This window comes from Mesorhizobium sp. LNHC252B00 (assembly GCF_000502955.1).
Classification (GTDB): domain Bacteria; phylum Pseudomonadota; class Alphaproteobacteria; order Rhizobiales; family Rhizobiaceae; genus Mesorhizobium.
In genome coordinates this window covers 1-25282 of the sequence record NZ_AYWO01000016.1, presented here as the reverse complement: position 1 = coordinate 25282, position 25282 = coordinate 1, and the positions used below count along the sequence as shown (strand labels likewise).

18 protein-coding genes are annotated in these 25282 nt (G+C 62.8%); 3 read left to right on the top strand and 15 right to left on the bottom strand.

Annotated elements, in window-relative coordinates; all coding sequences use genetic code 11:
* Nucleotides 1-59: 59 nt before the first annotated feature.
* Together X744_RS150885 and X744_RS150890 are read left to right on the top strand one after the other, a co-directional pair.
* Nucleotides 60-1847 carry a type I secretion system permease/ATPase gene (locus X744_RS150885; RefSeq protein WP_023760620.1) on the top strand — a complete coding sequence of 596 codons (1788 nt, stop codon included), beginning with the start codon at nt 60-62 and terminating at the stop codon, nt 1845-1847.
* Nucleotides 1844-3193 carry an HlyD family type I secretion periplasmic adaptor subunit gene (locus X744_RS150890; protein ID WP_023760619.1) on the top strand — a complete coding sequence of 450 codons (1350 nt, stop codon included), beginning with the start codon at nt 1844-1846 and terminating at the stop codon, nt 3191-3193. Before X744_RS150885 ends, X744_RS150890 begins: the two co-directional genes overlap by 4 nt.
* A gap of 83 nt (nt 3194-3276) precedes the next feature.
* On the opposite strand, the gene X744_RS150895 is transcribed toward X744_RS150890, so the two are convergent.
* The 6 genes from X744_RS150895 to X744_RS1000000171080 all read right to left on the bottom strand — a co-directional run bounded on the left by X744_RS150895 (nt 3277) and on the right by X744_RS1000000171080 (nt 10288).
* On the bottom strand, nt 3277-4029 hold the full coding sequence (locus X744_RS150895) for a GGDEF domain-containing protein (protein ID WP_023760618.1): 753 nt from the start codon (nt 4027-4029) through the stop codon (nt 3277-3279).
* 185 nt (nt 4030-4214) lie between these two features.
* Nucleotides 4215-4913 carry a thermonuclease family protein gene (locus X744_RS150900; protein ID WP_023760617.1) on the bottom strand — a complete coding sequence of 233 codons (699 nt, stop codon included), beginning with the start codon at nt 4911-4913 and terminating at the stop codon, nt 4215-4217.
* Between the two features lie 33 nt (nt 4914-4946).
* Nucleotides 4947-6212: an ABC transporter substrate-binding protein gene (locus X744_RS150905; protein ID WP_023760616.1), complete on the bottom strand. Its 1266-nt coding sequence runs from the start codon at nt 6210-6212 to the stop codon at nt 4947-4949.
* 87 nt (nt 6213-6299) lie between these two features.
* Nucleotides 6300-7046: a transglycosylase SLT domain-containing protein gene (locus tag X744_RS150910; RefSeq protein WP_023760615.1), complete on the bottom strand. Its 747-nt coding sequence runs from the start codon at nt 7044-7046 to the stop codon at nt 6300-6302.
* A 32-nt stretch (nt 7047-7078) separates the two neighbouring features.
* A complete protein-coding gene (locus tag X744_RS150915) occupies nt 7079-7450 on the bottom strand; it encodes a hypothetical protein (protein ID WP_023760614.1) in 372 nt (123 codons plus the stop codon).
* A gap of 60 nt (nt 7451-7510) precedes the next feature.
* On the bottom strand, nt 7511-10288 hold the full coding sequence (locus tag X744_RS1000000171080; RefSeq protein ID WP_245266765.1) for a DUF5801 repeats-in-toxin domain-containing protein: 2778 nt from the start codon (nt 10286-10288) through the stop codon (nt 7511-7513).
* Between the two features lie 3280 nt (nt 10289-13568).
* Here X744_RS1000000171080 and X744_RS150925 point away from each other — a divergent pair.
* Nucleotides 13569-14507, top strand: coding sequence for a transglutaminase-like cysteine peptidase (locus X744_RS150925; protein ID WP_023760611.1), 939 nt, complete (start codon nt 13569-13571; stop codon nt 14505-14507).
* A gap of 44 nt (nt 14508-14551) precedes the next feature.
* Here the strand turns inward: X744_RS150925 and X744_RS150930 are convergent, their stop codons facing one another.
* The 9 genes from X744_RS150930 to X744_RS150970 form a co-directional block, all read right to left on the bottom strand.
* Nucleotides 14552-15193 (bottom strand): ribbon-helix-helix domain-containing protein, encoded by a 642-nt coding sequence (locus tag X744_RS150930; RefSeq protein ID WP_023760610.1) that lies wholly within the window; start codon nt 15191-15193, stop codon nt 14552-14554.
* A complete protein-coding gene (locus tag X744_RS150935; RefSeq protein ID WP_023760609.1) occupies nt 15183-16472 on the bottom strand; it encodes an HlyD family type I secretion periplasmic adaptor subunit in 1290 nt (429 codons plus the stop codon). The genes X744_RS150930 and X744_RS150935 overlap by 11 nt, the downstream gene beginning before the upstream one ends.
* Before the next feature lie 42 nt (nt 16473-16514).
* Nucleotides 16515-18647 (bottom strand): type I secretion system permease/ATPase, encoded by a 2133-nt coding sequence (locus X744_RS150940; RefSeq protein WP_023760608.1) that lies wholly within the window; start codon nt 18645-18647, stop codon nt 16515-16517.
* 39 nt (nt 18648-18686) lie between these two features.
* Complete coding sequence (locus X744_RS150945) at nt 18687-20135, bottom strand: TolC family protein (RefSeq protein ID WP_023760607.1); 1449 nt, start codon at nt 20133-20135, stop codon at nt 18687-18689.
* A gap of 333 nt (nt 20136-20468) precedes the next feature.
* Complete coding sequence (locus tag X744_RS150950; protein ID WP_198032255.1) at nt 20469-21032, bottom strand: invasion associated locus B family protein; 564 nt, start codon at nt 21030-21032, stop codon at nt 20469-20471.
* Nucleotides 21002-21484, bottom strand: coding sequence for a DUF4189 domain-containing protein (locus tag X744_RS150955; protein WP_023760605.1), 483 nt, complete (start codon nt 21482-21484; stop codon nt 21002-21004). The genes X744_RS150950 and X744_RS150955 overlap by 31 nt, the downstream gene beginning before the upstream one ends.
* Nucleotides 21485-21529: 45 nt before the next feature.
* Nucleotides 21530-22195: a hypothetical protein gene (locus X744_RS150960; protein WP_023760604.1), complete on the bottom strand. Its 666-nt coding sequence runs from the start codon at nt 22193-22195 to the stop codon at nt 21530-21532.
* Nucleotides 22196-22208: 13 nt separating this feature from the next.
* Nucleotides 22209-22790, bottom strand: coding sequence for an invasion associated locus B family protein (locus X744_RS150965; protein WP_023760603.1), 582 nt, complete (start codon nt 22788-22790; stop codon nt 22209-22211).
* A 7-nt stretch (nt 22791-22797) separates the two neighbouring features.
* Nucleotides 22798-25282 (bottom strand): YadA-like family protein (locus X744_RS150970; RefSeq protein ID WP_023760602.1); only part of this gene is annotated, 2485 nt, incomplete at its 5' end.

Genomic DNA, 25282 nt, shown 5'->3' with positions numbered 1-25282 from the left:
AGCTAACGCTGGTCCCGTTGCGATCTCTTGCTCAAGATGTCATCTCGCGAGATAAAATGATGAAAACCAAGCAACAGCCCCCTGCCCTGCAGGTGGTGATGAAAGAGGCCAAACGCGCCATCCGGCCGCTTGTCTGGTTCAGCGGCGGCATCAACGTGCTGATGCTGACCGGGGCGTTCTATATGCTTCAGGTCTACCACCGCGTACTCGGCAGCCATAGCGTGGAGACGCTGGTGATGCTGTCGCTGATGGCGGCGATGGCACTCGCGACGCTCGCGGGGCTGGAAGTGGTACGCGGGCGTCTGTTGGCCAAGGTCGGGTCATGGATGAACGCACGGTTGGGCCCAGTTCTCCTGACCGCATCGGTGGAATACGCCGCTTCTGCCCCAGGCCAGATCAATGCGCGACCACTGCGCGACCTCGACCAGGTGCGGAATTTCTTGACCAGCCCGAGCATCTTCCCAATCCTCGACGCGCCTTGGGCACCGATCTTCTTCGCCGCCATATTCTTCATGCACCCTTGGCTGGGCTGGCTGGCACTCTGCGGCGGGCTCGTGCTGTTCGCACTCGCTTTGCTGAACGAGTACATCAGCCGCAAACCGTTGACCGAGGCCGCAAGCGCTCAGTCGCGGGCATACACACAGGCAGAGGCAGCGATCCGCAACGCTGAAGTCGTCCAGGCGATGGGCATGCTGAAGCCCCTGCTGGAGGGTTGGAAGGCGCATCAGGACGAGGCAAACAAAGGACAGGTTCTTGCCGCCAACCGGGGCGGCGTCATTGCGGCCATCGCACGTTGCCACCGGCTGGCCCTGCAGATGGCCATCCTCGGCCTCGGCGCTTATCTGGTCCTTCGCAACGAGGCTTCACCCGGCATCATGATCTCCGCCTCGATCTTGATGGGCCGTGCGTTGGCCCCTGTCGAGCAAGCGATCGCCACTTGGAAGGCGACGGTCGGAGCGCGTGCCGCTTACCGGCGTCTCACCGCGGTCGCCGGACAGCGCCAGGAGGCGACGCCTGTTCTGCCACTGCCACGACCCAAAGGCAGGTTTGAGGCCGACAACCTTGTGCTTGCCCGTCAGGGCGGCGAACCGATCCTGAAGGGCGTCAGCTTCCAGCTCAAGCCTGGCGAAGCGATGGCGTTGATCGGCCCGAGCGGCGCCGGCAAGACAAGCCTGGCGCGAATCCTTGCCGGTGCCTGGCGTCCGACCGGAGGGCGTGCCTTGCTTGACGGCATGAGCATTGTCGAATGGGCGGCCGAGGACAGGGGTCGACACGTCGGCTATTTGCCACAGGACATCGAGCTTTTCGCCGGCACCGTCTCCGAGAACATCGCCCGTTTCGCGTCGCTCAACCCGGCGGTCTTCAACAATGTGGTCAAGGCCGCGCAGTTGGCCGGCGTCCACGAACTGATCAAGGGGTTGCCGAAGGGCTACGCCACCGAGATCGGTGAAGGTGGCGCGGCACTGTCCGGTGGGCAACGCCAGCGCATCGGGCTGGCGCGGGCACTCTACGGCGACCCGGCGTTCCTTATCCTCGACGAGCCTAACTCCAATCTCGACCACGAGGGAGAGCAAGCACTGGCGACAGTCATCGGCGGGCTCAAGGCGGCAGGTACGACGCTGATCCTGATCTCGCACCGGCCAAGCATTTTGGAAAAAGTCGACAAGGTGTTGGTGCTTAGCCACGGCGCACAGGACCTGTTCGGGCCGCGCGATGCCGTGTTCAGCGAACTCGCCAACCGCGCTCGCAAGGTCACCCAGATGCCAAAGGCAGCCCAGCTGCCAACCCTCGAAGTGGTCAAGGAAGTCAAGGAAGTCGACGACAGCAAAGAGGTCAAGGAAGCATGAGCCGTTCCCCAGCATTGAACGTCGTGCCATTACCCGTCGCGCCGCCCTCCCTCCTGGAACCGGTACCCCTGCGTCTGGCCGGCGTGAAGTTCACCGGGTTCGCGATCATGTTCCTGTTCTTCGGCGTGGCCGGGGGCTGGGCGGCCCTGGCACCGCTGGACAGCGCCGCGGTGGCACCGGGCATTGTCAAGGTCGCCGGCGACCGCAAGCTCATCCAGCATCTCGAGGGCGGCATCATCGCGGAGTTGAACGCCGCCAACGGTGATATCGTCAAGGCGGGCAAGATCCTCGTCCGCCTCGATGACACACAGGCAAAGGCGCAGCTTGACCTGCTACAGAACCGGATAGCAACGCGTGAAGCGCTGGCTGCGCGTCTCAGGGCTGAGCGCGACGGCATGGCCGACATCGAGTTCGATCCGGCGCTGCTCGCAAACCCCGCCAAGGCCGTGAAGGACTCGGTGGCCGCACAGCGTGACGTGTTCGCGGCAAAGCACCACAATTTGACGGACGAGCGGGAAATTCTCAGCCAGCGCCGTCACCAGACAGAGGATGAGGTAACGGGGCTGCAGGAGCTCATCGTCACCGAGGACAAGCAGATCGAGGCGATCGAGGGTGAAAGCAAAGATCTTGAGAGCCTGCTCGCGAAGGGGCTGACCACCCGCGAGCGGAACCTGTTGCTCAGACGACAACAGCGGGCGATGGAGGGGGAGCGCGCCACCAACGTCGCGGCAATCGCTCGTGCCAGAAGCGCCATGGCCGAGATCGACATGCAAGTCTTGAACCTCGACACGGTGCGGCTGAACGAGGCCGTCGATGAGTTGAGCAAGATCGAGGCGGAGTTGTTCGACCTCGGACAGCAGGAGCGCTCCGCCAAGGACGTGCTTAACCGCACCAATGTCGTCGCACCGGTTGACGGCATCGTCATGGATCTGAAGGTCCATACGGCAGGCGGTGTCGTTAAACCCGGTGAGACATTGATGACGATCGTGCCGCTCGGACAGCAACTCGTGGTCGAGGCTATGGTCAAACCAGAGGATGTCGAGACGATCGCCCCCGGACAGTCCGCGCACGTCAGCTTCCCGGCCTTCGCCCGCTACAACCTGCCGCCGCTCGAGGGCGTCGTGGAGATCGTGTCGGCTGACCGCATGGTGGAGGAGCGCAGCGGGGCACCCTATTTCGCCGCGACCGTGTTGATCGACAAGAGCGAACTCGCCAAGCTGGAGGGCCGCAAGCTGCTGCCCGGCATGTCGAGCGAGGCCATGATCCGAACGGGTGCTCGCACCGTGCTTTCTTACCTCGCCGAGCCGATCACGCAGAACTTCCGCCGCGCGATGCGGGAAAAGTAAAGTAGCCATAGGTCGCCCAACGGCTTCCTTGCAGGCGAGATAAGAAGCCGATCCCGGACTGGATGGCGCCCGGTGCCCGGCGGTCAGCTGTGGAGATGCGTCAGTTCGAACGCGGCTCCGTCCTGGACGGCGGCCATGCGCTGCTCGACGGACCGGAACATGTCCGCGAACTCCACCTCGTCTTCGAACACCACGCCGCCGACCTTGACGCTCAGCGCATCCTCGGTTCCTTTTGGTGCGAAATAGACTTGCGCGATGCGCGACCGGATACGCTCGCCGATTTCGCTGGCTTCCGCCTCGGTGGCGCCTGAGAGGAAGACCCCGAACATCGAGGCCCCTATACGTCCAACCAAGTCCTCCGCGCGCACCGACGATCGTATGGTCGAGGCCACCAGCCGCAAGGCCTCGTCGCCCCATTCAAGGCCAAAGCGCAGGTTGATGGACCGCAGCTGTTCCGAATGGATGACCAGGAAGGCGCCGGATCTCGGCCCCGGCGACGATGGCCTTGCTGTTCTTCGTTCGACCATCGATGTGAACACCGCTCCGTTCAGGCAGCCGGTCATGGTGTCGAAAGTTGCCGACTTGTCGAGTTCCCGGCGATAGTGACGGATCTCGATCTGCTTCAATCCGACGAACAGAAAAAGCGGAACGCCGAGGATAACAGGCAACAGGATTGCCGTGATCATACTGCGCCCAAATGGCGTCAGCGCCTCCGAGAACAGCAGCAGATAGTTGAGGCCGACGGAAAGGGCCAGGATTCCCGTGGTTCCCAGAAAGGTCAGCCAAACGACGCCTTTCCATGCCTGGGCGGTGCTGCTCGCCGATATCTTTGTCACTGGCCGATCTCCTGTGGATGGGCTGGTAATAAGGCCGGTGTGTTGCAATTTCAGTTTCAAGGAACCTTGCAATTTAATCGATTGCGCGATGACCCCATGAAAGGCTGCGGACGAAATGGCTTGATCCTGGGGAAAGCTTCGCCCGTGACGGTTAACAAACCAAGTATCAGGGGTTGAATGGCCGGCTATTGCGCTGGGCCAAACATGCCCATCTCCGCACCCCTGGCTGTCGCCTCCGCCTTGCCGTAGATGCCGTTCGGCAGCGCCGTGGCCCAGCCATTGGAGACAAGCCAGGCGCCGACATCCTGCTTGCCCAGGCTGCACGGTGCGGCGATGGCAAAACGCTCGACGTCCGGCGGCACGAAACATTTCAACGCGCGTCCCCTCAGCCAGGAATTGAAGGCGGCGCGTGCGCGCTGGCCGCAGGGCCAGGTGACGTCGTGAAACGAGCAGGATCTCTCGAGGTCGATGCCTTGCACGCCGCTGATGATCACCTTCCGGCCCATGGATTCGAACATCGCCGACGATGTCGCAATCGGGCGGTAGAGCAAAACCTCCCGCCAGTCCCCGGGCATCGGCGTTTTCGGGGGCACGGCGAGCCCGAGCTCGCTGAGCGGCGGACGGGGCTCGACCCGTTCGATCTCCGCGGGATCGAGCCGTGGCGGCGCGATGAGGTCCTGAGCAACCGTGCGCGCCGGCTCTCGGCGTTGTGCGTCGGTAACGGCCGCAGCCGGTCGGATTGGCTGCGCGTCGTCCTGCGAAGGCGCCAGGACAGGCCGGTCGACCGAAAGCAAAGCCCCGGCCCGGCCGATCAGCAGGATGCCGGCCAGAAGCAGCAGGCTTCCGAGCCCGATCGCCTGGCGGCTGCGGACAAACCCGCCCATCAGCCCGAACAGGTTCTCAAGGTTTCTCGCCGATCAGAAACCCGACGTCGATTTTGCAACCAGCTTGAGAGCACCTTTTTCAATCCGATAGAACGGCATCGATCGCTCGCTGGATCCGTCGGCCCGAAACCGGAACAGGCCAGTCGATCCACGAAACCCGTTTGGATTTTCGAGAATTTTCTTGCTGAAGCCTTCAGGCCCGACCGCGCTGGCAATCCCCGCGGTCAGGGCAACCATGTCATAGGCGTAGGCCACATTGACGTCGGCCGGATAGTTGTATGCGGTCCTGAAACGGTCGGCGATCGGCCCGGTTTCGCGCGGATCGAGCGTGGCGATATAGGCGCCCTCGAACAGCGGATCCATGGGACGGTCGAGCCAACGGTTCGTCCCGACGACGGAGATTTTCTTCCCCGGAATGCCCTTTGATTTGAGGGCGGCAAGGATGGCCGACGGACTGCCATCGCCGCTGGCAACGATGACGGCGTCGGGAGCTTCCACCAGCGAGCCCATATCGTCGACCGCCTTCGCGCCACCGTCGCCGGCCGAATACGGGACGGTGACCGCCAGCGTCGCGCCGTAGATGCTGAGGCTGTTTGCGACGCGCTTTTCGATAGCGCCGGCGTTTTGGCCTGCTGCGACAAGCAGTACGAACTTCTTGCTGCCTTTCGCAGCCAGTCCCGCGGCGCCCGCCGCAGCGCTGTCCGCTTCGCCAAGCGGCACGGCATAAACCCCGGCGCCGCCGGCGAAATTATCGGCAAGCGCCAGGACCGGTGGCCGCGTCGATCCAGACAGCGTGGCAATATGCTGGGCTGCCGGCAGTTCGGTCGGGCCGATGACGGCCTTCGACCCCGTCGTTATGGCGGTTATAGCCAGTTTGCTGGCCAATGTGCTGTCGCCTCTGGTGTCCTCTACCGTCAGCGTAAGCAGTCCATTGCCGATATCCGTCATCGCCAGCTTGGTGGCGTCGAGCATCTTCCTGCCGTTTTCCCCTGCCGTTCCGGCGGCGGACAGAGGCAGCAGCATGGTGATCTTCGTCGGACCGGTGCCCAGCGACTGGGTCGCCTGGACTGGACCGGCAACAGCGGCGCCATTTTGCCCAGCAGGCACGGCAACAGCGGCGCCCTTCTGCCCGGCAGGTACGGCAACAGCGGCGCCATTCTGCCCGGCAGGTACGGCAACCGCCGCCGGATCGAGCGCTTCGGAAACGCGATCTTTCGATTGGCAGCCCGACACCATGACGGCGAGCGCAAGGGCGATTGCCCATGTCCGTGGACAGTGGACCCGTCGGCCAGCTTCCATGAATACTCCACCCCTATTTGCCGCCGGCTTCCCGGTCTGGCCCTCGAGTCATGTTACGGCGGACTTGCCGTGCCGTCTGCATTTCTTTTAACCGCCGAAAAGCCTGGCTCTGAGCGCCTTGATCTGTCGTGCCTGCCCGGCACTCCGGTAGTCGGCGCATTTCATGTATCGCGGCCCGGGCACGAACACACGGCGCACGCACACATTTTTTCCCTGGGCAGCAGCTCCGCCACTTGGCGAAAATGCGGAAAAGCCGAAGGATGCCACTGGTAGCGGGCCGGTTACGTCGATGCCGTCCCTTGCCAGGATTGCCCGCGCACGCTGACAGTAGTGGACTGACAGGGCCGAGAACCGGCTTTCATTGTGGCCGGCGCGATATTTCATGACGGTGGTGCACAGATCGCCCGCGGCGAGCCTGTTGGCCTGCGCAAGATATCTGACCCCCAGCGCGATGTTGGTCGCCGGTGCGTTCAAATCGTCCAGAGAGCCTCTAAAGCCGAGCATCCTGGCGGTCGCCGGCATCACCTGCATCAGGCCGACTTCGCCATCGGCGCCCTGCACGTCGGGATCGAACCCGCTTTCGATCTCCATGACGGCATGCGCCAGCAGCGGCTCCAGGCCATAGATCGATGCCTGGCAGCTGGCAAACGCCTTGAATGTCTGCCGGGTCCACTGCGTGGCCGCCTCACAGTGCACCGGTCGCACCGGATCGGAGGACTGTTCCACCGAAGGTCGTTCCAGCCAGTTGGCGCGGGCCGGCGTGACAGCCTGGCCAAGGCCGATCAACGCGACCGCGCCGGCGATCGCGCCCAAAAATGATCCGTCGGCTGTCATGACGGCCAACAGGCGTGGCTTCGCCTATCCGGTCAGTGCATGTACTCGACCATGCGATCGTGAAAACACTCGCATTTGTTGAGCGTGTCTTCGTCCTTGTAGTTCGTCTTCAGGTAGCCGTAGGCCATGCCGCAAGCGACCTTGGCCTCCGACGCCCAGACGAAGACGGGCCGGGACGAGTTGATCCACTCCGAGCTGTTGGCGGCGGCCACCGACTCGTCCATCAGCTTCACCACTTGCACCCTGAGGTCGACGATGTTGTCGGTCAGCACCAGGTTGGACGTGCCGACGGTACGGCAATAGTCGACCGTCGGACCTTCGATGATGTCGGCGGCAAAGCTCGTCGACCCGACTGCCAGCAACAGCGTCGCAGCGGAAACCAGCAGTCTTGCAGAATGTCTCATGATGAACTCCCCTCGATATTAGCGGTGTATAACATAGTGGCGTGGTCGTGCGCCATGCCGTTAGATCGTGGCTGTGTGTTGTGTGTGTGCCGTGTCGTCATAAATCAGATTGATGGTGCCGGCGACAGGTGCGTTCTGCAAGACGGCGACGTCGACGAAATTGGCGCCGCCGGTTGTACCATTGGTATCGACGCTGAGGGTGTGTGTTCCCGAATCGTATTTCACGAAATCCGCGATATTGCCCCCTAGTGCTGTTTCGAACAGGGATGACAGGTCGATCTTGTCGCCTTGTGCACCATTGTAGTCAGTGATCAAGTCCTTGATGTCCAAACCGTCGAGCTTGAACGTATCGGCGCCCGTACCGCCGGTCATGGTGTCCTGGCCGGAACCGCCGATGAGAAGGTCGTTGCCAGCGCCGCCGTTGATCGTATCGGCACCAGCGCCGCCGTAGAGTACGTTATTGCCGCCGTCGCCGTTCAACGTGTCGTTGAAGTCCGAACCAATGATATGAGGTTCGGCCAACGTCGACGTATACGAGTGAGGGTCTCCGGCCAGATCCGACGAGTGATCCTGAATGGCTCCTCCCGTCGGACTCAAGGTGATGCCGATCGTGCCGCCGGCAATGTCGCCATCGCCGTCAACAACGCTGACCGGAATATCGAAGCTGACTGGCGTATGTGTAGCGACGGCCGCGCCGAAATCTCCAACCTTGAAAGTATCGCCCGAAACATAGGTGTATTCGACGCTGTTGTAGCCGTCGTTAGTGAAGACCGCGATCTCCGTGCCGATCGCACCTGCGCCGGCAGTGCCGTAGACGCCACCTACATTGACGCTGCCATCCACATTCAGCTGTACCGTATAGACGTGGCCGTTGATGGTGTAGTTCTCGAGGGAAGCGGTGGCTGTTATGGTCTGGAAGACGCCATTGTAGCCGATGATGACCGAATTGATGTGGTCTATGCTGCCGCCACCGACGATGTTGTCTCCGTCCGGATCATCGGAGGCCGTGATCCTGATCGTCGACCCGTTGGTGGCCGTGAATGTGGCCGTCGAACCGTTAACTGTGTAGTGGCCATCGAACACGTGATCGCGATTGGCGGCGTCGCTGTAGCCGCCCGACCCTGCCGGATCGCCGCGCAGGTCCGTCACGAAATCCACTCTCATGCTTTCCGGAAGGCCACCGTCCAAACCGACGGAACTGCCAGAGCCAACACCACCCGAAATCGCGCTAGCATTGATCGTGCTGGTGCGCACCCCATTGACCTCGGGGGTTATGAGCAGGTCGGAGCTGTTGTTGTCGATCGGCGAGCTGACGGTTTCTGTGCTCGGAATGAAACCAGCCCAGGCACCGTTTCCGCCGACGAAGTTGTATCCCGCCGAGCTAAAGTCGACATGGGTTACGCTGTCCACGGTTCCGTTCATGTCGACGGAGTAGGAAGCGGTCGCCGGGTTGAGTGTAATGACAAATACGGACGTTAAGCCGGCCAGACCCGTGAGCGTGTGGCCGTCTGCTGAGACGTCGTACACGATCGAAACGCCGTTGGAGGTCAGCCCGCTCGCCGTGCCGTCGAGCGATGTCGGGAAGATGACAGTTCCACCGTCCGCGCCGTAGTTGTTGGTAAGTATCCCATCGATATCGAGGTCGAATGAGACGGGCGCTCCTGCTCCGTTTGAGACGACCGCGGAGGCCGGGGATATGGCCGAAGGGCCGTCGTCGTTGATGGTCAGCAGGCTGCCGAGGTTGAGCCCCTGCGAGGCCTTGTCGCCGTCGCCGTCCGTCACCGTCGCCGTCAGCGTGATCAGGTTCGACAGGCTGGTGCCGTCGTTCGGCGTGTTGCTGGCGCCGTCCTCATGCACCGCCCGGTCGAGATCGAACGACACCTTGCCGTTGGCGTCCACGCTCACCGTGAACACCAGCGCGCCGCCGGCGCCGGCATGGCCTTCGACCACGCCGCTGGCGTTGACCGACAGGATCACCGCCAGTCCGCTCGCCGTGTCGACCAGGCCGGAGGACCCGCCCGCCACGCTCAGCGCATAGCTGGTCGTGCCGCCATCGGCGCCCGTCGCCACCGTGAAGGCGTCACTGAAGGTTGCTTCCGCATGCGTCGAGCCGGCAGGCGCCTGGCCCGAGCCGTTGATGCCGCCATTGGTCGCAGCCGTCAGGAAGCTCTCGTCGACCGTCAGCGTCGGCAGCGCCACGTCGGCCAACGCCACCGTCGGCGCATCATCGTTAAAGGTGATGGTCAGTGTGCCAGGCGCCGTCGAGCCGTCGGCATCGGTGATCACATAGCCGAGATCGACCGTCGCATTGTTCTCGTCGTTCGGTCCTTGAGCTTGAAGGACGTTGTCGAGCAGTGTCACGGTGTAGGCGCCCGTTGCTGGGTCCGTCACATGCACCGTGAACAGATCGCCGCGCGGACCCGTTGCCGTCAGCGTGTCGGTGGCGACGTCCCAGCTATAGGTTACGCTCTCCTGGCCGACAGTGCCACCAGTACCGTCCAGCGTCGCGAACGAGAAGCCGTTGGAGCCGGCTCCATCACCGCCGACGCTACCACCCAGTGTGCCGTTGTAGACTGCTTCGCTGAGGCTCGCTGGGGACTCGCCCGTATTGGCGTCGATGTCCCCTATCGTGTTCGCTGGATTGCCGCCGGCGAGGCCGTCATCGTCAACCGAGGCCGCAGCTGTGCCGCCGGTCGGAACATTGGCGTCCGTCACCGCAAAGCTGATGCCGGCCGTTGATGTGTCACCGTCGCCGTCCGTCACCGTGTAAATTGCAGAAGCCGCGCCGGTGCCGACAACCGAATTGTCGGCGGTGAAGGAGTAATGGCCGTCAGCCATGACCTTGATCAAGCCATCGCCGATATCGATCGGCTGCGAATAGCCATCGCCTCCGAAGACCAGGGCGGTGCCGCCGATATGCGTCACCGTAGCGCCGTCGGCGCCGGCGACGAAGTCTAGCGTTCCAGTGATCGTCGCACCTTCGGCGACGTTCTGCGAGGCTTCATCATGCGCCGTCGGCACGTCGTCGGACACCGTCACGTTGACCGTGCCAGTCGCCTGGTCACCGTCAGTATCGGTTGCGACCACGCCGAGATGGCCCAGATTGACCAGATCGTCGAGATTGATGCCGGGATGTGCATCGTAGTTGTTGTTCAGCGTCGCCGTCACCGTTGCCACATTGTTGGCAACCGACAGGTCGAGCGTCACCACCGTCACGGCGCCGTCCTTGCCCACGACCTGGGTGTCCGACACCCTGGTCCAGGTCAGGTTGGCGGTGTTCAGCCCGCTCAAATCGGTGCCGAAGGCGATCGAGGCGATCGCGTCCGAGCCCGGCGTGAAGGTGATCGAGTTCGCGGCGAAGTCAGGGCCGGCCGGCGTCGAGCCGTCGCTCAGGTTCTGGTCGTCAAGCGCCAGCGTGATCGGAGCGCCCGCAGCCGGGCCTGCGCCGTCCGTGATCGTGAAGGCGATGTTGGCGGTCGAAGTGTCGAGATCGCCATCCGTCACCGTGTAGGTCGCGTTGACCGCCACCGGACCGGAGCTGTTGTCGACCGAGGCATCCGGCGTGAACGAGTATGACCCGTCCGCCTTCACCTGGATGGTGCCCGCGCCGATGTCGACCGACTGCGAGTAGCCCGTGCCGGCATCGAAGATCAGCAGCGTGCCGTTGACATGCGTCACCGTCGCGCCATCTGCGCCCGCGACGAAGTCCAGTGTCCCGGTCAGCGCCGGAGCACCTTCCGCAATTGACTGCGAGGCTTCATCATGCGCCGTCGGCACATCGTCGACGATCTTGACGGAGAGCGTGGCGTCGGTGCTCTGCAGATCCTGGTCTGTCAGTGTGACGGTGAAGTTTTCAAACAGGTTGTTCGTGCCCTGGATGGGGTCATGCGCCTCGTTGTCGACCAGCGTGTAGGTGTAGCTCACCTGGCCGGTGGCGGCATTGTAAGCCGTCACATTGAGTGTGTTGCCGAGCGCGGTGGTGAAGGAGCCTGCGGTGAACGCGCCATTGGTGATGAAGGCATTGCCGTCGATCGCCAGCGAATGGATGCCGTCGGGCGAGGAGATGGTGAAAGTGCCGGCGCCGGTCTCGGCCGTGCTTGCCGGATCCGACCCAGGCCCGCCCGCCGTGCCGACATTCAATGCAGCCTCGTTGACGACGACATCGCCGCCGTTGGCTTGCGGCGTCAGGTCGGTGATGACAGGCGTCGAATTGCCGATCGAGATCGTCAGCGTGGTGTGCGAGGTGTCGCCGTCGCCGTCCTTGATGGTGTAGGTGAAGACATCGCTGACGCCGCCCTGCGTGCCGGCATCGCGAACATAGGAGNGCTTGCGGCGTCAGGTCGGTGATGACAGGCGTCGAATTGCCGATCGAGATCGTCAGCGTGGTGTGCGAGGTGTCGCCGTCGCCGTCCTTGATCGTGTAGGTGAAGACGTCGTTGACGCCGCCGGGCGTGCCGGCGTCGCGCACGTAGGTATAGCTGCCGTCGCTGTGCAGCGTCAGCTTGCCGTAGGCGCCCTGGAAGGGCACGTCGAGCGTAGCCGCGTCAGTGACATCGGTATTGGTGTTGCCGGCCGCAACGCCCACCACCGTCGCCCCGTCGGCGCCCTGGGTGTCGGCAACGCCGTCCGTGGTATTGCCATCACCCGCATCCGTACCGCCGACAAGCACATTGCCCGTGGCGGGGCCGAACTGGCCGGCGGCGATGCTGTCGCTGTCGGCAACCGCAGTCGGCACGTCGTCGACGATGGCGACGGCAAAGGTGGTGCTGGCCGTATCGCCGTCGACATCCGTGACAGTGATGCTGAAATTGTCCGGAACCGTGTCGTTCGGATTGAATCCATCCCCCTGCAAGGGATGCGTGACCGATTCGGTCACCGTGTAATTGTATTCGATGGCACCGGTGCTCGGATTGTAGGAGACGATCGTCAGGAAACCGAAATCCCCCGGGATGTGCTGGCCGACACCGGTGACGGTGACGCCGTTGATGACGATCGACCCGATTCCATCCGGCGCATCGATGCTGATCGTTCCCTTGCTGGATGTTTCCGAATGGCTCGGTGCGTCGCTACCCGGCGATTGTGTCGGGCCGCCATCAAGGCCGGTTTCGCTGGCCGCTTCGCTGGGAGCAAGCAAGGACGTGGCCGTCACTGTAACCTGCCTGTCGACGATCGAGGGGAACAGCTCACGCCGGTCCAATTGACCAAACTGCAAGGCTGTCGGCGGGAGCAGGGCCGACAGGTCGAAGCCGTCGCCGATGCCGCCGGGGGGGACCGAGAAGTCTCCGCCTGCACTGGAATTCGAACCGCCTGGGCCGGCCGATATGGAACCGTCGGCACCGAAGGCAACATCGACATGGCTGGCTTCCAGCGCCGCCAGCAGGGCAACGCGCGGCACCTCGACGTCGCCGATGATGAAGGTCGGCACGTGCAAGGCGCCGTCCTTGATCACGATCACCGAGCCGTCGGCCTGTTCGAGCACAAGGTTGTTGCCGTCGACCTTGATGTTGTCGATGGAAACGTTGGACGGAAGTTTTACGATGTTGCCAGCGTCAGCCACATATTCGTGCGGTGCCGTCGCCGCGGGTGCGTTTGCCGTAACCGGTGCCTCCGGCTTGGCCGGCGCTGCGCCGACATCGACCGGCACCGGTTCGGAGGCTGCCGGGGCGGGCTGCTGTGCCGCCGTTGCCTGTGCGACCTGCATCTCTGCCGGCGAAATCTGACTGTTGTGTTCGCCGGACGCCGAATGGTCGTCCATGGAACCCGAAAAGCTGTCCAAATCGATATTGGTGGTCATTGCTGAAACCCCTCCGTCATTTCCCGGAAAGAGACAGTGGCGACCTCTGCTTTGCAACCGTCCTGCAATCTATTTCATATACTCAGATATGCATGGTTCGGCATTTTTTACACGTGGTAAACTACAACAATATAACCTGATATACATTGGCCCGCGTGGGAGCCGAAAGGATGGAGGTGAGCCGCGATTCTTTGGTAAATGGAAGTATAAATTTGTATAAAATTTTACGCAAAATAGTCGAAGTGATTTGGGGGAAAGTTACCTACCTTCCTTTCCAATAATTTGAGACAAGATTGGTAGCGTCCACAGTCAAAGGTGGGCGTCATGAAAAAAGAAAACTCAGCTCTGGGAAAAACCGGGCTCAAGGTGCTCCTGCTGGCAATCGGGCTTGTCGGCCTGGCAGGGCCATCATTCGCGAACGCTATTTCCAGCGATGCAGCCGCACAGGGCGCGCCTCTGGAAAGGGTCCAGACGCCGCCCTGCCTCGGCGGCGTGTCGCTGGCGAGGCCCCAGCCCTGGCTGCCTGCTGCCCCTTACCGCATCGGCATGATGTTGGGCAGCTATGGTCCGGCCGTTGCCGATCATGGCGACAGCCCATCAATGGCGCAAGCCGGGATAGACCCTGTGCAGACCGCGTCGATCATTCCGGGCGTATTCGGGTCGGTCGCCTTGTCGATGCGCAATTTTCCCGTCTCGGCCCGCTGGGCGCCCGTCTACCGGGCAATCATCGCCTGTTCGGCTGGCAGCGACTGCGAGCGCAAGAGCGCGGCTTTCGTCGACATGGTCTCCGTCGCCCAAGGCAAGGGGTTCAGCGAGAAACTGTCCTTCGTCAACAGCAGCGTCAATCACCTGATCGCCTATAAGAAAGACAGCGTCGTCTACGGCAAGCTCGACTACTGGGCGAAGCCGTCGGAGATCCTGGAACGGCTTGCCGGCGACTGCGAGGATTTCGCCATCCTCAAGATGACGGCTCTGATGAGGGCCGGCATCCCGACGCAAAGCATGGCGCTGGTCGTTCTCCAGGACCGCAAGAGGGGCTTCTTTCACGCCGTGCTGTCGGTGAGCACGGGTAGCGGCACCTTCATTCTCGACAGCCTCAGCAACACCGTTAGGCGCGACAGCGATCTGCCGGACTACGTTCCGCTCTATTCGTTCAGCACGGACCGGGCCTGGATCCACGGCTCTAGACCGGGCGAAGCCCAGATGGCCGACATCAAGGGCGGCTTCGCGACGGTCGCGCCGGGCGAAGGTTTTCAGCCGTAGGTCTACTCTGGGGTGGGCGATGCAGGTCCGGTGAGCGGACCGGTCTAGCCGGCGAAGACGAACGCCATCAGCAACTCCGGCTCGACCACCGGCGCGCGCACCGCATTCAACTGCCCACGGTATCGACGCTCGCCGGCGCCGATGACAAAGCCGGTGGCCACCGGCGTTTCGCCATTGGCATCGAGCCGCGCGAAGATATCAGCCACATTGAGGTCCAGCGCCAGCTTGAGGTCGTTGCGCGCATCATCGCTTGGGGCGATCGGCAGTTGACGCTTGACCAGTTGCTGGAACGGCGCGTTGAACGTCAGGATCTTCTTCGACGATGCCAGCGCAAAGGCCGGTGACGGGCAAGCGACCAGTATGGCATTGATGGTGTTGATCGACGCAAGCCTTCGCAACGTCAGGTTCTCGTCCCCCAACCCACGCATGCAGGCCACCCGGATCGCGGATGTCAGGTTGCCTGTCTGCGCCTGGCTTTCGGCGATCTCGTCGATGAGCATGCCGATCGTGCATTTGCGGACTTCGGCCATGTGCTTCAGCGCCATCCAGAATGCCCGCTCCAGACGGATGCCGCGTCGTATGCCGCCGCGCGCCACGACCCGAAATTCCAGCCCAAAATCCTCGGCCGTGACCGAAGGCAGCAGTCGCTCGCGATCGGGTTGATGAAGGCTGGCGCTACCGCTCACTCATCGCCTCCTCACGCGCCTTGTTGATCGGCTTCAGGAGGTAGTGCAGGATCGTCTTGCGCCCGGTCTTGATGTCGACTGAACAGATCATGCCGGGGATGATCGAATAGGCTTTGCCGTCTCTCAGAAGTGTCGATTTGTCCGTCGACACGCGCACCTGATAGTAGGGTTCCCCTGTCTTCTGATCGACCAGGCTGTCTGCCGTGATGTTCGAAACCTTGCCCTCGATGCCGCCGAAGATCGAGAAATCATAGGCGGTGACCTTGATAAGCGCTTCCTGGTCGGGGCGGATGAACGCGACGTCCCGTGGCGAAACCCGTGCCTCCACCAGCAAGGTCTCGGAGGTCGGCACGATGCCGGCCACCACGGCGCCAGGCTGGACGAAGGCGCCGACCGTGTTCAGTTCCAGCGTGTTGACGATGCCGTCCACCGGAGACCGGATATCGGTGCGGGCCACCTTGTCGGTCGCCCCTCTTATGGTTTCATCCACCACCGAAAGGTCCGCCAGCGCCTGGGTGAGGTCGTCCAACGCCTCCTGCTGCAGTTGCAGGCCGAGTTCCTCGACCTGAAGCTGTGCTTCCGTGATCGCCGCCTTGCCCTTCTTGATCGTCTCGCCCGCCAGGTTCAGCTGACCGTTGAGTTCGGTCTGCTCGCGTTCCACCCGGAGCTGCTCGGTCCTTGCCATCAAGCCTTTCTTGACCATCGCGTCGACCAGCGTTGCCTCCTGGTCGCTGACGGCCAGGTTCTTGGTCAGACGGTCGGAATTGGCGATCGCCTCGGCCAATTCCTTTTCGCGCTGGTCGAGGCGCGACTTGAGCACCGATAGCTTGTTGTCGAAATTCTCGCGTCGGGCGATGAGCAGCTTTTGTTCATTGTCGCAGATTTGCGGAGCGATCGACTGAATGTCTTGCGGGCACGGAAATGCGCCCGACAGATTGCCGGCCTGTTCGTATTTCAACCTTGCTATGCGCACTTCCAGCGCGCGCGCTTTGGCCTGCTGCTCGCCGAGGCTGGACGTGTTGAGCGTGTTGTCCAGGCGGATGATGAGATCGTTCTTCTTGACGATCTGGCCGATCGTCACGGCGATCTCCTGAACGACACCGGCTTCACTCGCCTGAATGACCTGGGTCTTGGAAGCGGGTATGACCTTGCCGTCGCCGCGTGCGATCTCATCGACTTCGGCAAAGGATGCCCAGGCGACAAAAGCGACGAAGAGCGCTCCTATGATGAATATGGACGCCGACGCGAAAAGCGGCGGTCGATCTTCCCTGGCAAGCATTTCCCACGCCCCAACGCATTGGATGCATTACTATTTGTTCTATCAGGCGCTTGTTTTCTGCAACGCCTGTATGACTTGGTCCTTCGGACCGTCGGCAACGATCTTGCCCCGCTCGATGACGATCAGGCGGTCGGCCAGTTCAAGCATGCTGAACCGGTGTGTGGAGACGATCAGCGTCGTGTCGCGGTCAAAGGCGACTTTCAGCTGCTTTATCAACTGGCGTTCCGATGCGAGATCCATCGAGCCCGATGGTTCATCCAGAAAGACGACTTTCGGTTTGGTCAAAAGCAGTCGTGCGATCGCCACCGTCTGCCTCTGGCCGCCGGAAAGATTGGTGCCGCGCTCGCCGACATTCATGTCGTAGCCGCGCGGGTGGCGTGAGACGAAATCGTCGACGCCGGCGGCCTTCGCCGCTTCGATGATCTGCTCGTCGGTAGCCTCGGGGCATGCCATCAGGAGGTTTTCCTTGATGGTGCCCGAGAACAGGTCGCCAGCCTGCGCAACGATGCCGACCGCGGCGCGAACCTCGGACGGGTGATACTGGCGAATGTCGATCCCATCCAGCAGCAGCTCGCCGGAAGTCGGCAGGAAAAGCCGGCCGATAAGACGACCCATCGTCGTCTTGCCCGATCCTATGCGGCCGATGATACCGACCCGCTCACCCGGCTTCACCGAGAAATTCAGGCCGCTCAACACCTCGTTTTCCGTGCCGGGATAAACGAACCCGACGTTTCTGAACACCATCGCCCCGCTGCGAATGGGGCGATTGACGAAACCCACAGTGTCCGGCCGGTCTTCCGGCTGAGCCATGATCGAGTTCACCATCCTCAACGAGAGCATGGCCTGGCGGAACCGCGACAGCGTGATGGCGATCTGGCCGAGCGGAGCCACGGCCCGGCTCGCCAGCATCACCGTTCCTATGATCGCTCCCGTCGAAACATGTCCTTCCGAGAAGGCGTAGGCACCGGCCACGACCAGGGCGACGGTCACCAGCTGCTGTATGGACTGGGTGATGTTGCCCGCGGCCGCCGAAAGCTGCTTGATCTTCTCGGAGGTGTTGGCGGCGTTCTTGGAGTGCTCCCCCCATTTGCGCAGCAGATACGCCTCGGCGCGCAGCGACTTGATCGTCTCCAGCGTGGAGATGGATTCGACCAGCAGCGACTGGCGTTGCGAAGCTTCGTTCATCGAGGCGGCGACGCGCTTGCCGATGCGACGCTGCGTGATCAGGCCGACGACAACCGACATCACGAAGGCCAGCGCCGGAATGATCACCAGCCAGCCGCCTATCGCATAGATGACGAGCAGAAAGACGAAGACGAATGCCGTGTCGATGAACACGCTGATGGTGTTCGAGGTGAAGAACTCCCTGACGAACTCATATTGCGTGACCCTGTTTGCGTATTCACCGGTCGAACCGGGACGCGCCGACAGCGACGAGTTCAGCACTTTCTCGAACAGAAGATACGATATCCGAAGATCGGCTTTGCGCCCGGCATAGTCGATAAGGGAAGCTCTGGCCGTCTTCAAAAGCAGGTCGAACAGGATGACGGCGCCAATGCCGATTGCCAGAACCCACAGTGTCGATATCGCCTTGTTCGGCAGGATCCTGTCGTAGACGTTCATCGTGAAGATGGGCGAGGCTATGGCCAGCATATTGATGAACACCGCCGCCAGGACGACCTTCGAATAGGTGCGCCAGAAAGCGCCCATCGTTCCGGTAAGCCAATGTCTTCGCTCGATCTTGGCTGCCGAGCCGACCGTCATCCCCTCGGCCGCGTTGGCATAGGTGATCGAGAAGGACGCTCCACCGCTGATGTAGCTGGCGGCGAGTTCCGATCTGCCGATTGCGGTGCGACCGTCCTCCTGGGGCGCGGTGATATACGCGCCGTCTTCGGTTTGCGCGAGCAGGGCGATGGGCAACTGGCTGACGCGAAAGACGATGGCGGGCAGGTCGATGCGGCCCCTGAGAAAGTCGCGGTGGCTGAACTCGGTGACTTCCATGCCGATGCGCTCGGCAAGGTGCCTGATGTCGTCGACTTCAATTCGGGTGTCCGACAGCGGTACGCCGGCGAACAGCACCGTCTCCGCGCTCGGCCGGCCGAGATATCCGGCAACGGCTGAGAAGCAGGCCTTGAACGCCTCCTTGGGAGACAGGATATGGGGTTGCTGGTTCACGATCTGCCCGTCGGAACTCTCGCTGGACTTTGCGCCGTCTTACTTCTTCCTCACCGGGGCGAGAATGTCGAAAGGCAGGTCGTTCTTCTGCTCCGACGGCGTCCGCGCATAGGTCTCGGTGTCTGCGGTTTCCGGTGCCGCAAACTCGGTTCGCGCATAGGCCGTCGCTTGTTTCGCCGGCTTGAGGTTCATCGTTTTCAGCAACTGTCCGGTCGCGGCCAGCAGCCGGTACTCGGCAAAGAGCGATGCATAGGACGAGGTATCAGCCAGCGTTGCGGTGTTGAACCGCGTATTCTGTGCATCGAGCACGTCGAGCAGCGAACGCTGTCCGACTTTGAACTGCTCGCGATAGGAAGCGACCAGCTTCTCACTGGAGGCGGCTTGTTGCCTCAGGGTCTTTGCCAGATCGGCTTGCCGGAAACGGCGATCCCATGAGGTGCGAACGGCTTCCTCGATTTCGCGCTGGACCTGATGCAGCGCCAGACGCTGTTCGCTGGTGCGGCGGATCTGCTCCTGCTCGTTGGCCTTGTCGATACCACCGCGGTAGAGGTTCCAGCGCAGGACCACGCGCGCCTGCAGGTCGCTGGTGTCGCCATCGTCGCCGTCAATGTCTGCTCCCGCCCGGGCGCGACCTTCAGCAATGATGGAGGGGCCAAATTTTGCCCGTGCAGCATCCACGAGGGAGGCCGCGGCATCGATGTCGCTGTTGGCCATGTGCACGCGCGGATTGCTTTCCCGCGCCAACCCTATTGCCTCGTCAAGCGAGCGTGGCAGCGCGGCCGAGACATCGCCCGGCCTTGAAGGGCTGGTCAGTGGCTTTCCGACGGTCTTGAAGAAGCGGATCTTGGCCGCTTCCAGTTCCTCGGTCGCCTCCTGCATGCGCGCCTTGGCGGCGAACAGCCGTTCCTCGGCCTGTTGCCGGTCGGCCTCGTTCAGCGCGCCGCCCGAAATACCTTGCCGGATGTCGCCGAGAATTGCCTGATGGAAGCCGAGATTCTTCTTCGCTTCGGCAACGATCGAAGCCTGCAGCATGTACTCCAGGTAATCCTGGACAACGGACAGCCCGATGAATTCGGAGCGCTCCAGCACCCGGAACGAAGCGCCATCGACTCGCGAAGCCTGGCGGTTCAACTCGGCCCGCCTTGCGCCGCTGTCATAAAGCGTCTGCGAAACCGTAAGATCCGTTTCAGCCGGGTAGAGCGCGTCGTCTTCTATGGAAAGCGATCGCCGGGACGGATTGTCGAGCCGGCGAACGCCAGCCGATGCCTCGACGTCGACGCTGGGAAGATAAAGCCCCTTGGCCTGCCGCAGCTCGAATTCGATGGCTTCGCGGTTTTCGATTGCCTGTCCAATCTCGGGATTGGATTCAACCGCAACGGCCATCGCCTCCTTGAGCGTGAGCGCATGAGCGCCCCCGCAGGTCAGCATGGTGGCCGCCATCAAAAGACCAAGGCGCTTGCCTATGGTCGACATGCTTGTCGTATTCATATGAACCCACCCTACGGTTTCCCCAGCGCCCCTATTACTTGAGCGCTATGGCCAAGCCAAGGCCTACCTGTCGGGGGATTATTCACAGTTTCATGAAATTTGTGAGCGATTATTGGTTTAGCCGCCACTAAAAGGGCGATTCAGATCAGAAGAGCGGCGGGATGTAACAAAAATGGCACATAGAAATCGACCCGCTGCAGTTGTACCCGGACGCCGCCACGTGTGGGAAAGCGGCCGATGCAGCCAGAATCATACCGGCTACTAACGGCCGAAGCGGGGCTGGATCGCTATTTCGGACAGCGCCACGAGGTACAGGCTGACCCCCGTTCCCCCTCAACGCGCGCTTAACGCGGTCATGCGGTCGAGCGCCGCGGTCAGCCCGTGCAGCGACACCGGGAATGTCAGCGGGGTCTCGGCATCTGTCGTGACATTGAGCTTCAGCACCGAGCCTTCCCGCAGTTTTCCAAGCACCGACCGTTCGATGGCAAAGACCGCGAGGCAACCCGTTGGCAGGCAGGTCCTGAAGCGCTGCTGGGACAATGGCGGCCGATCGTCGATCTGGAGCGTCACGCCTGAGTCGAGCAGTATGCCGAAGGGTAGAAGCAGGGTAGCCGTCGTCGAACCGTCCGCGCGTCCCGCGATTTCCACCGCAAGAAGCCTCTGGCCGTTCTGCTGGACCTGGTCCTGCGAAAGTGAGCACACCCTTGCCTTCTCGCGGACGGAACAGGCCACGCTCCAGTCCTGATAGACTTCGCGCAGCGACGACGGTCCGTCGAGGACCGCCGCCACCTGTTGCTGGGCCAAGGCCGGCGACATCAATGAGAATACGATTGCCCCACACGCGGAGACGGCCTTGAGGCCACGCTTCATGTACAAACCCACTCGCGGATCTTGCATTTGCTTCCCGCCGCCTCGCAGGCCTGCAAAGCGAGGTCTTCCGCTTCACGACGCGTTTCGGCGGAATCCACGCCCCAGGGCGTGAACTGCCGTTCGTTCGCCTTCTCGGCCAAGGCCAGGGCACCGCAATGCTTGTAGGGAAAGCCGGTATCGTCGTCGTCGTTCCAATGGCGATGATTGCGGAACACCGTTACGACGGTGCAATTATCTCCGCCCGCGTTCTTGCAATGCTTGAGCGCGATATCCGACGCCTCCTGCCGCTTGTCGGCGCCCCAGAAGAAGCCGTATTTGACGTCGGTGCTGGAGTAGGCGATCGCCGCCCAGATGCCTTTTTCCTCCTGCGGTGGTGGCGCCGGCGGTTCGGGCGGCGCTTCCGGCAGATCGGCCGAGATGACTTGCCCGGCCCAGAGCAAGGCAAAGCCAAGAACAGCAGCCAAAGGTCCGTATCTCATAGTCAGCAATCCTCTGCAGGAGCCGTCGCCATCAGCTTCGCGTCCTCACTTCGACGCCGAAGCGACGGAGATCACCACACAGCTGTTGCCTGTCGGCAGGAGAAGGGCTTCACCCGCGTTCCCGCCAAGCTCGTACACCTCGACCTTGCCAAGATGGTCGGTGATCTTGCTGCCCTGCGGAAGAACGGAGGGAATCTCGGAACACGGACTGGCGAACGGCGCCACCCGTACCATCGCTCCCTCGCAACCCGAAGCGGTGGGCGATGCGAAAACGACGCCGGCGGCCGGTCCGCTATAGCGCTCGGTCGCATAGTCCATGCCGACAAAGGCCTGAACGGCATGTTTGTCGGCGGCCTGGTCGTTCCACAGCGATTTGACGCTGTATTTGGCGCCGGTCGTCAATATCTGCCCGAGCACCGGGTAGATCGTAGAACAGGCCTGCACACCGGCTTGCTTGACGTGCTCGAGGAAAGGCGTGTCCGGAAGTGCTGGCGCGGCTGCCTGCGCCTGTGCGGCCGTCGCGCCGCCGATCAGGCTGGTCATCGCGACGTAGTTCGCGGCGGCGAAGCCCAGGCCAGCCATCGTCAGCCCCATCAGCGAAAGTGCGAGGACGCGCGGCCACCGCCGCCGCGGCGGCTCAGCGAGCCTCTGCCGATCCGGCTCGACGGTCGGGCTGCGTTTTGCGGACATGAACTGGTCCTGCTGGCTCATGATGCTTCCCCGGTCATTTGATTGGCGAAAGGGCTTGCGTCAGCCCCTTGAGTGTTGCGGTCACGGTGATCGTCTGGCCATCGACGGTCGAATAGGAGATCGCCGGCGTCGCGCTCTGCGATATCTGCTGGCGCATCACGGGCCCGACCGGCAACATGCCGACACAGACCACGTCGTTGCAGCCGTTCAAGTGAACGTCGATCGGCTTCGCCTGTCCGTCGAATTTCAGCGACACAAGGCCGTCGCTCCTGGCGTTCGGCGCGGTGCGCAGGATCATGTACGGCTTGCCGTCCTGCGTGGCCGCAAGCGACCAGCTGAAGGCCATCTTGCCGGATGTGTCCTCGATCACCTGCGAGACATTGCAGACCTTCTTGCGGGCCTTGAGGTTCTCGTCGCAGATCAGCGTCCAATTTTCGAAGGGACGGATGGTCCGCTGGTAGTCCCCCAGTTTCACCTCGGGTGGGACCGCCACGTCCGAGGGCTTGATCCTGTATGTCGAGCCTGCCTGCCCGGCAGCCTGCACGAGGCTACCCGACAGCACCAGACAAGTCAGTGCGGCAAGCCCGAGGCCGGCATGTCTGGTCAGTCTGTTCATCCCCGCCTCAGTTCAAGGTGAAGCTGAGGCCGGCGCCGACCCCGACATCTCCGCCCGCCGCCGTGCCCGAGACATTACCGCGGATACGGCCGTCTTCGCTGGTGTAGCCCGCGCCGAAGGCGAACGCACTCTCGTCCCGCCAGAAGCCGCCGCCGGCCGCCACGCTCAACTTTCCGGGACGGTCGTCGTAGCGCAGCGAGGCTGCGGCAAGGCCGATGGCCGCCGCTTGCCGTGCTTCGTCCCGGATGCCGCTGATGTCCGAATTAAGCTGGCCGAGTTTCTGGTCGGTGTAGTTGTTGGCTTGCTGGAGCGTCGTGCCTGCTACCTGATCGGTATAGGTCTTCGAATCTGCCAGCGTGAGCGACAGCCCGTCGTTGAGTTGCTTGACGTTGACCGCGTCATTGTTCGCGACGCCCGCCCCCACATTGTGGATGACCACCGGAGCGTTCGGATCGCCGCCAGCAAGCGTTAGCGAGTTGGATTTGTTGCCGTCCACGTCCTTGTCGTACTGGACGGAGAATTCAGCGAGATCGCCGACACTCCCCTGCACTGCCTCGACTGCCTGGTTGGTCGCATAGAGCTGGCTGCCGTTGATCGCGTCGGTGGAGGTGGAACTGATCCGGCCCGCCGCCACATTGGTGATGGTGCGCTCGTTGCCGGCGCTGCCGACGCTCACCGTGCTCGTCGGAGCGGTTCCGGCAAACGTGTAGTTGACGCCGTTGATCGTGGTGCCGGTGGTGGCGACCGCCGCCGCCGTCGTCGAGCCCGCGCCGAGAGCGACGCTGCCCGGCTCGTTGGCCGTGGCGCCGGCGCCAAGCGCCATTGCCTGGGCGCCGTTGGCGGTCGAGTTCGTGCCGAAAGCAATGCTGTCGGCCTGATTGACCGTCGCGTTCTGGCCGATCGCGATGCCTCCCGGCGCCGTCTGCTGCACGATGGCGCCGTTGCCGATGCCAATGCCGTTGTCGCCGTTGACGGTCGTGCGCGGGCCAACCGCAACCGAATCGGTGCCGACCGCAAGCGAGTCCGATGCCGTCGAATTAGCGTGGAAATACTTGGTCCCTGTCACCGCGAAAGAGCTCAGCGCGCCCTTCAACTGGCGAAGCGAGACCGCGTCCTGGTCCTCCGTGCCGTCGGCCACATTGGTTATCTGGCGATAGGAGGTGGAGGTGCCCACCGAGACGGCGCCGAGCAGTGTCAGGTCGGTGGTGTTGTAGGGAACGAGGCCGGTGCCGGCGAGGATCGATCCCGATGCGGGCGCTACCGCGCGATCCGAAACAGAACCGGAACCGAGAGCCACGCCGCCGTCGATGCTGACATTGCTGTCGCGGCCGAGCGCCAGCGCGCTGGCGCCCGTCGCGGTCGCCTGGTAGCCGACCGCGGTGGAGCCGACGCCTTGCGCGAAGGAATCGGTCTGCGCCAGGCCCGCCTCGTTGGTGCGGGCATAGCGGATACCGATGCCATTGGCGTCGGTATAAGCAGTCGAGGTATCGCCGGCGATGTTGGCGATCGTGTTGCCGAGATTGGTTAGGGAACCGCCGATGGTGCTGAGCGTGGTGCCGATGGCGTCGACGGCTTGGTTGGTGGCGAACAGCTGCGAACCGTTGATCGCATCCGTCGAGGACCCGCTGATCCGCCCTGCCGCGACGTTGGTGATGGTGCGCTCAGCGCCGACCGCGCCGACGCTGACCGTCGAGGTTGGGTTGGTGCCCTGGAACGCATAGGTCGTGCCGTTGATCACGGTGCTGGGCGTGCCGACCGCCACGGCCGTGACCGAGCCCGAGCCGAGCGCGACGTCGCCTGCATTGCCGGCACTGGAGAGGGCGCCCAGCGCGAGCGCATTCTGGGCGCCGGCATTCGCACCCGCGCCAAGAGCCGCCGCCTGAAAGCCGGTGGCAAACGCATTCTGGCCGATCGCCGTGCTGGACGTGGCTGTCGCATTGGCGTTGGCGCCGACGGCAGTGCTGTATTGGCCCGACGCCTTGGATATGTAGCCCATCGCCGTTGCGTCGAGGGCCGATGCGACGGCGCCGCTGCCGAAAGCCGAGGCATTGGCGTCGGTGGCGCTCGAATTGGTGCCGGCCGCGATGGCGTTCGTCCCGGTCGCGGTCGCGACGGGCCCGATCGCGACGGAGTCCGTACCCGATGCCAAGGAATCCGCCGCCGTCGAGTTGGCATGGAAATACTTGATGCCGCCGATATTGATGTTGGTGATGGCAGCACCGATGGCGTCGACCGCCTGGTTGGTGGCGAAGAGCTGCGAGCCGTTGATCGCGTCGGTCGACAGCGCGCTGACGCGCCCCGCCGCCAGGTTGGTCAGCGTACGCTCGGCGCCAGGAGCGCCGATGCTGACGGTCGAGAGCGGGTTGGTGCCCTGGAAGGCGTAGGTCGTACCGTTGACCACCCCGCTCGCCGTGCCGACCGCCGTCGTGGTCGCCGAGCCCGAGCCGAGCGCCACGTCGCCGGAGCTCGCCGCCGCCGTCGCACCGTCGCCG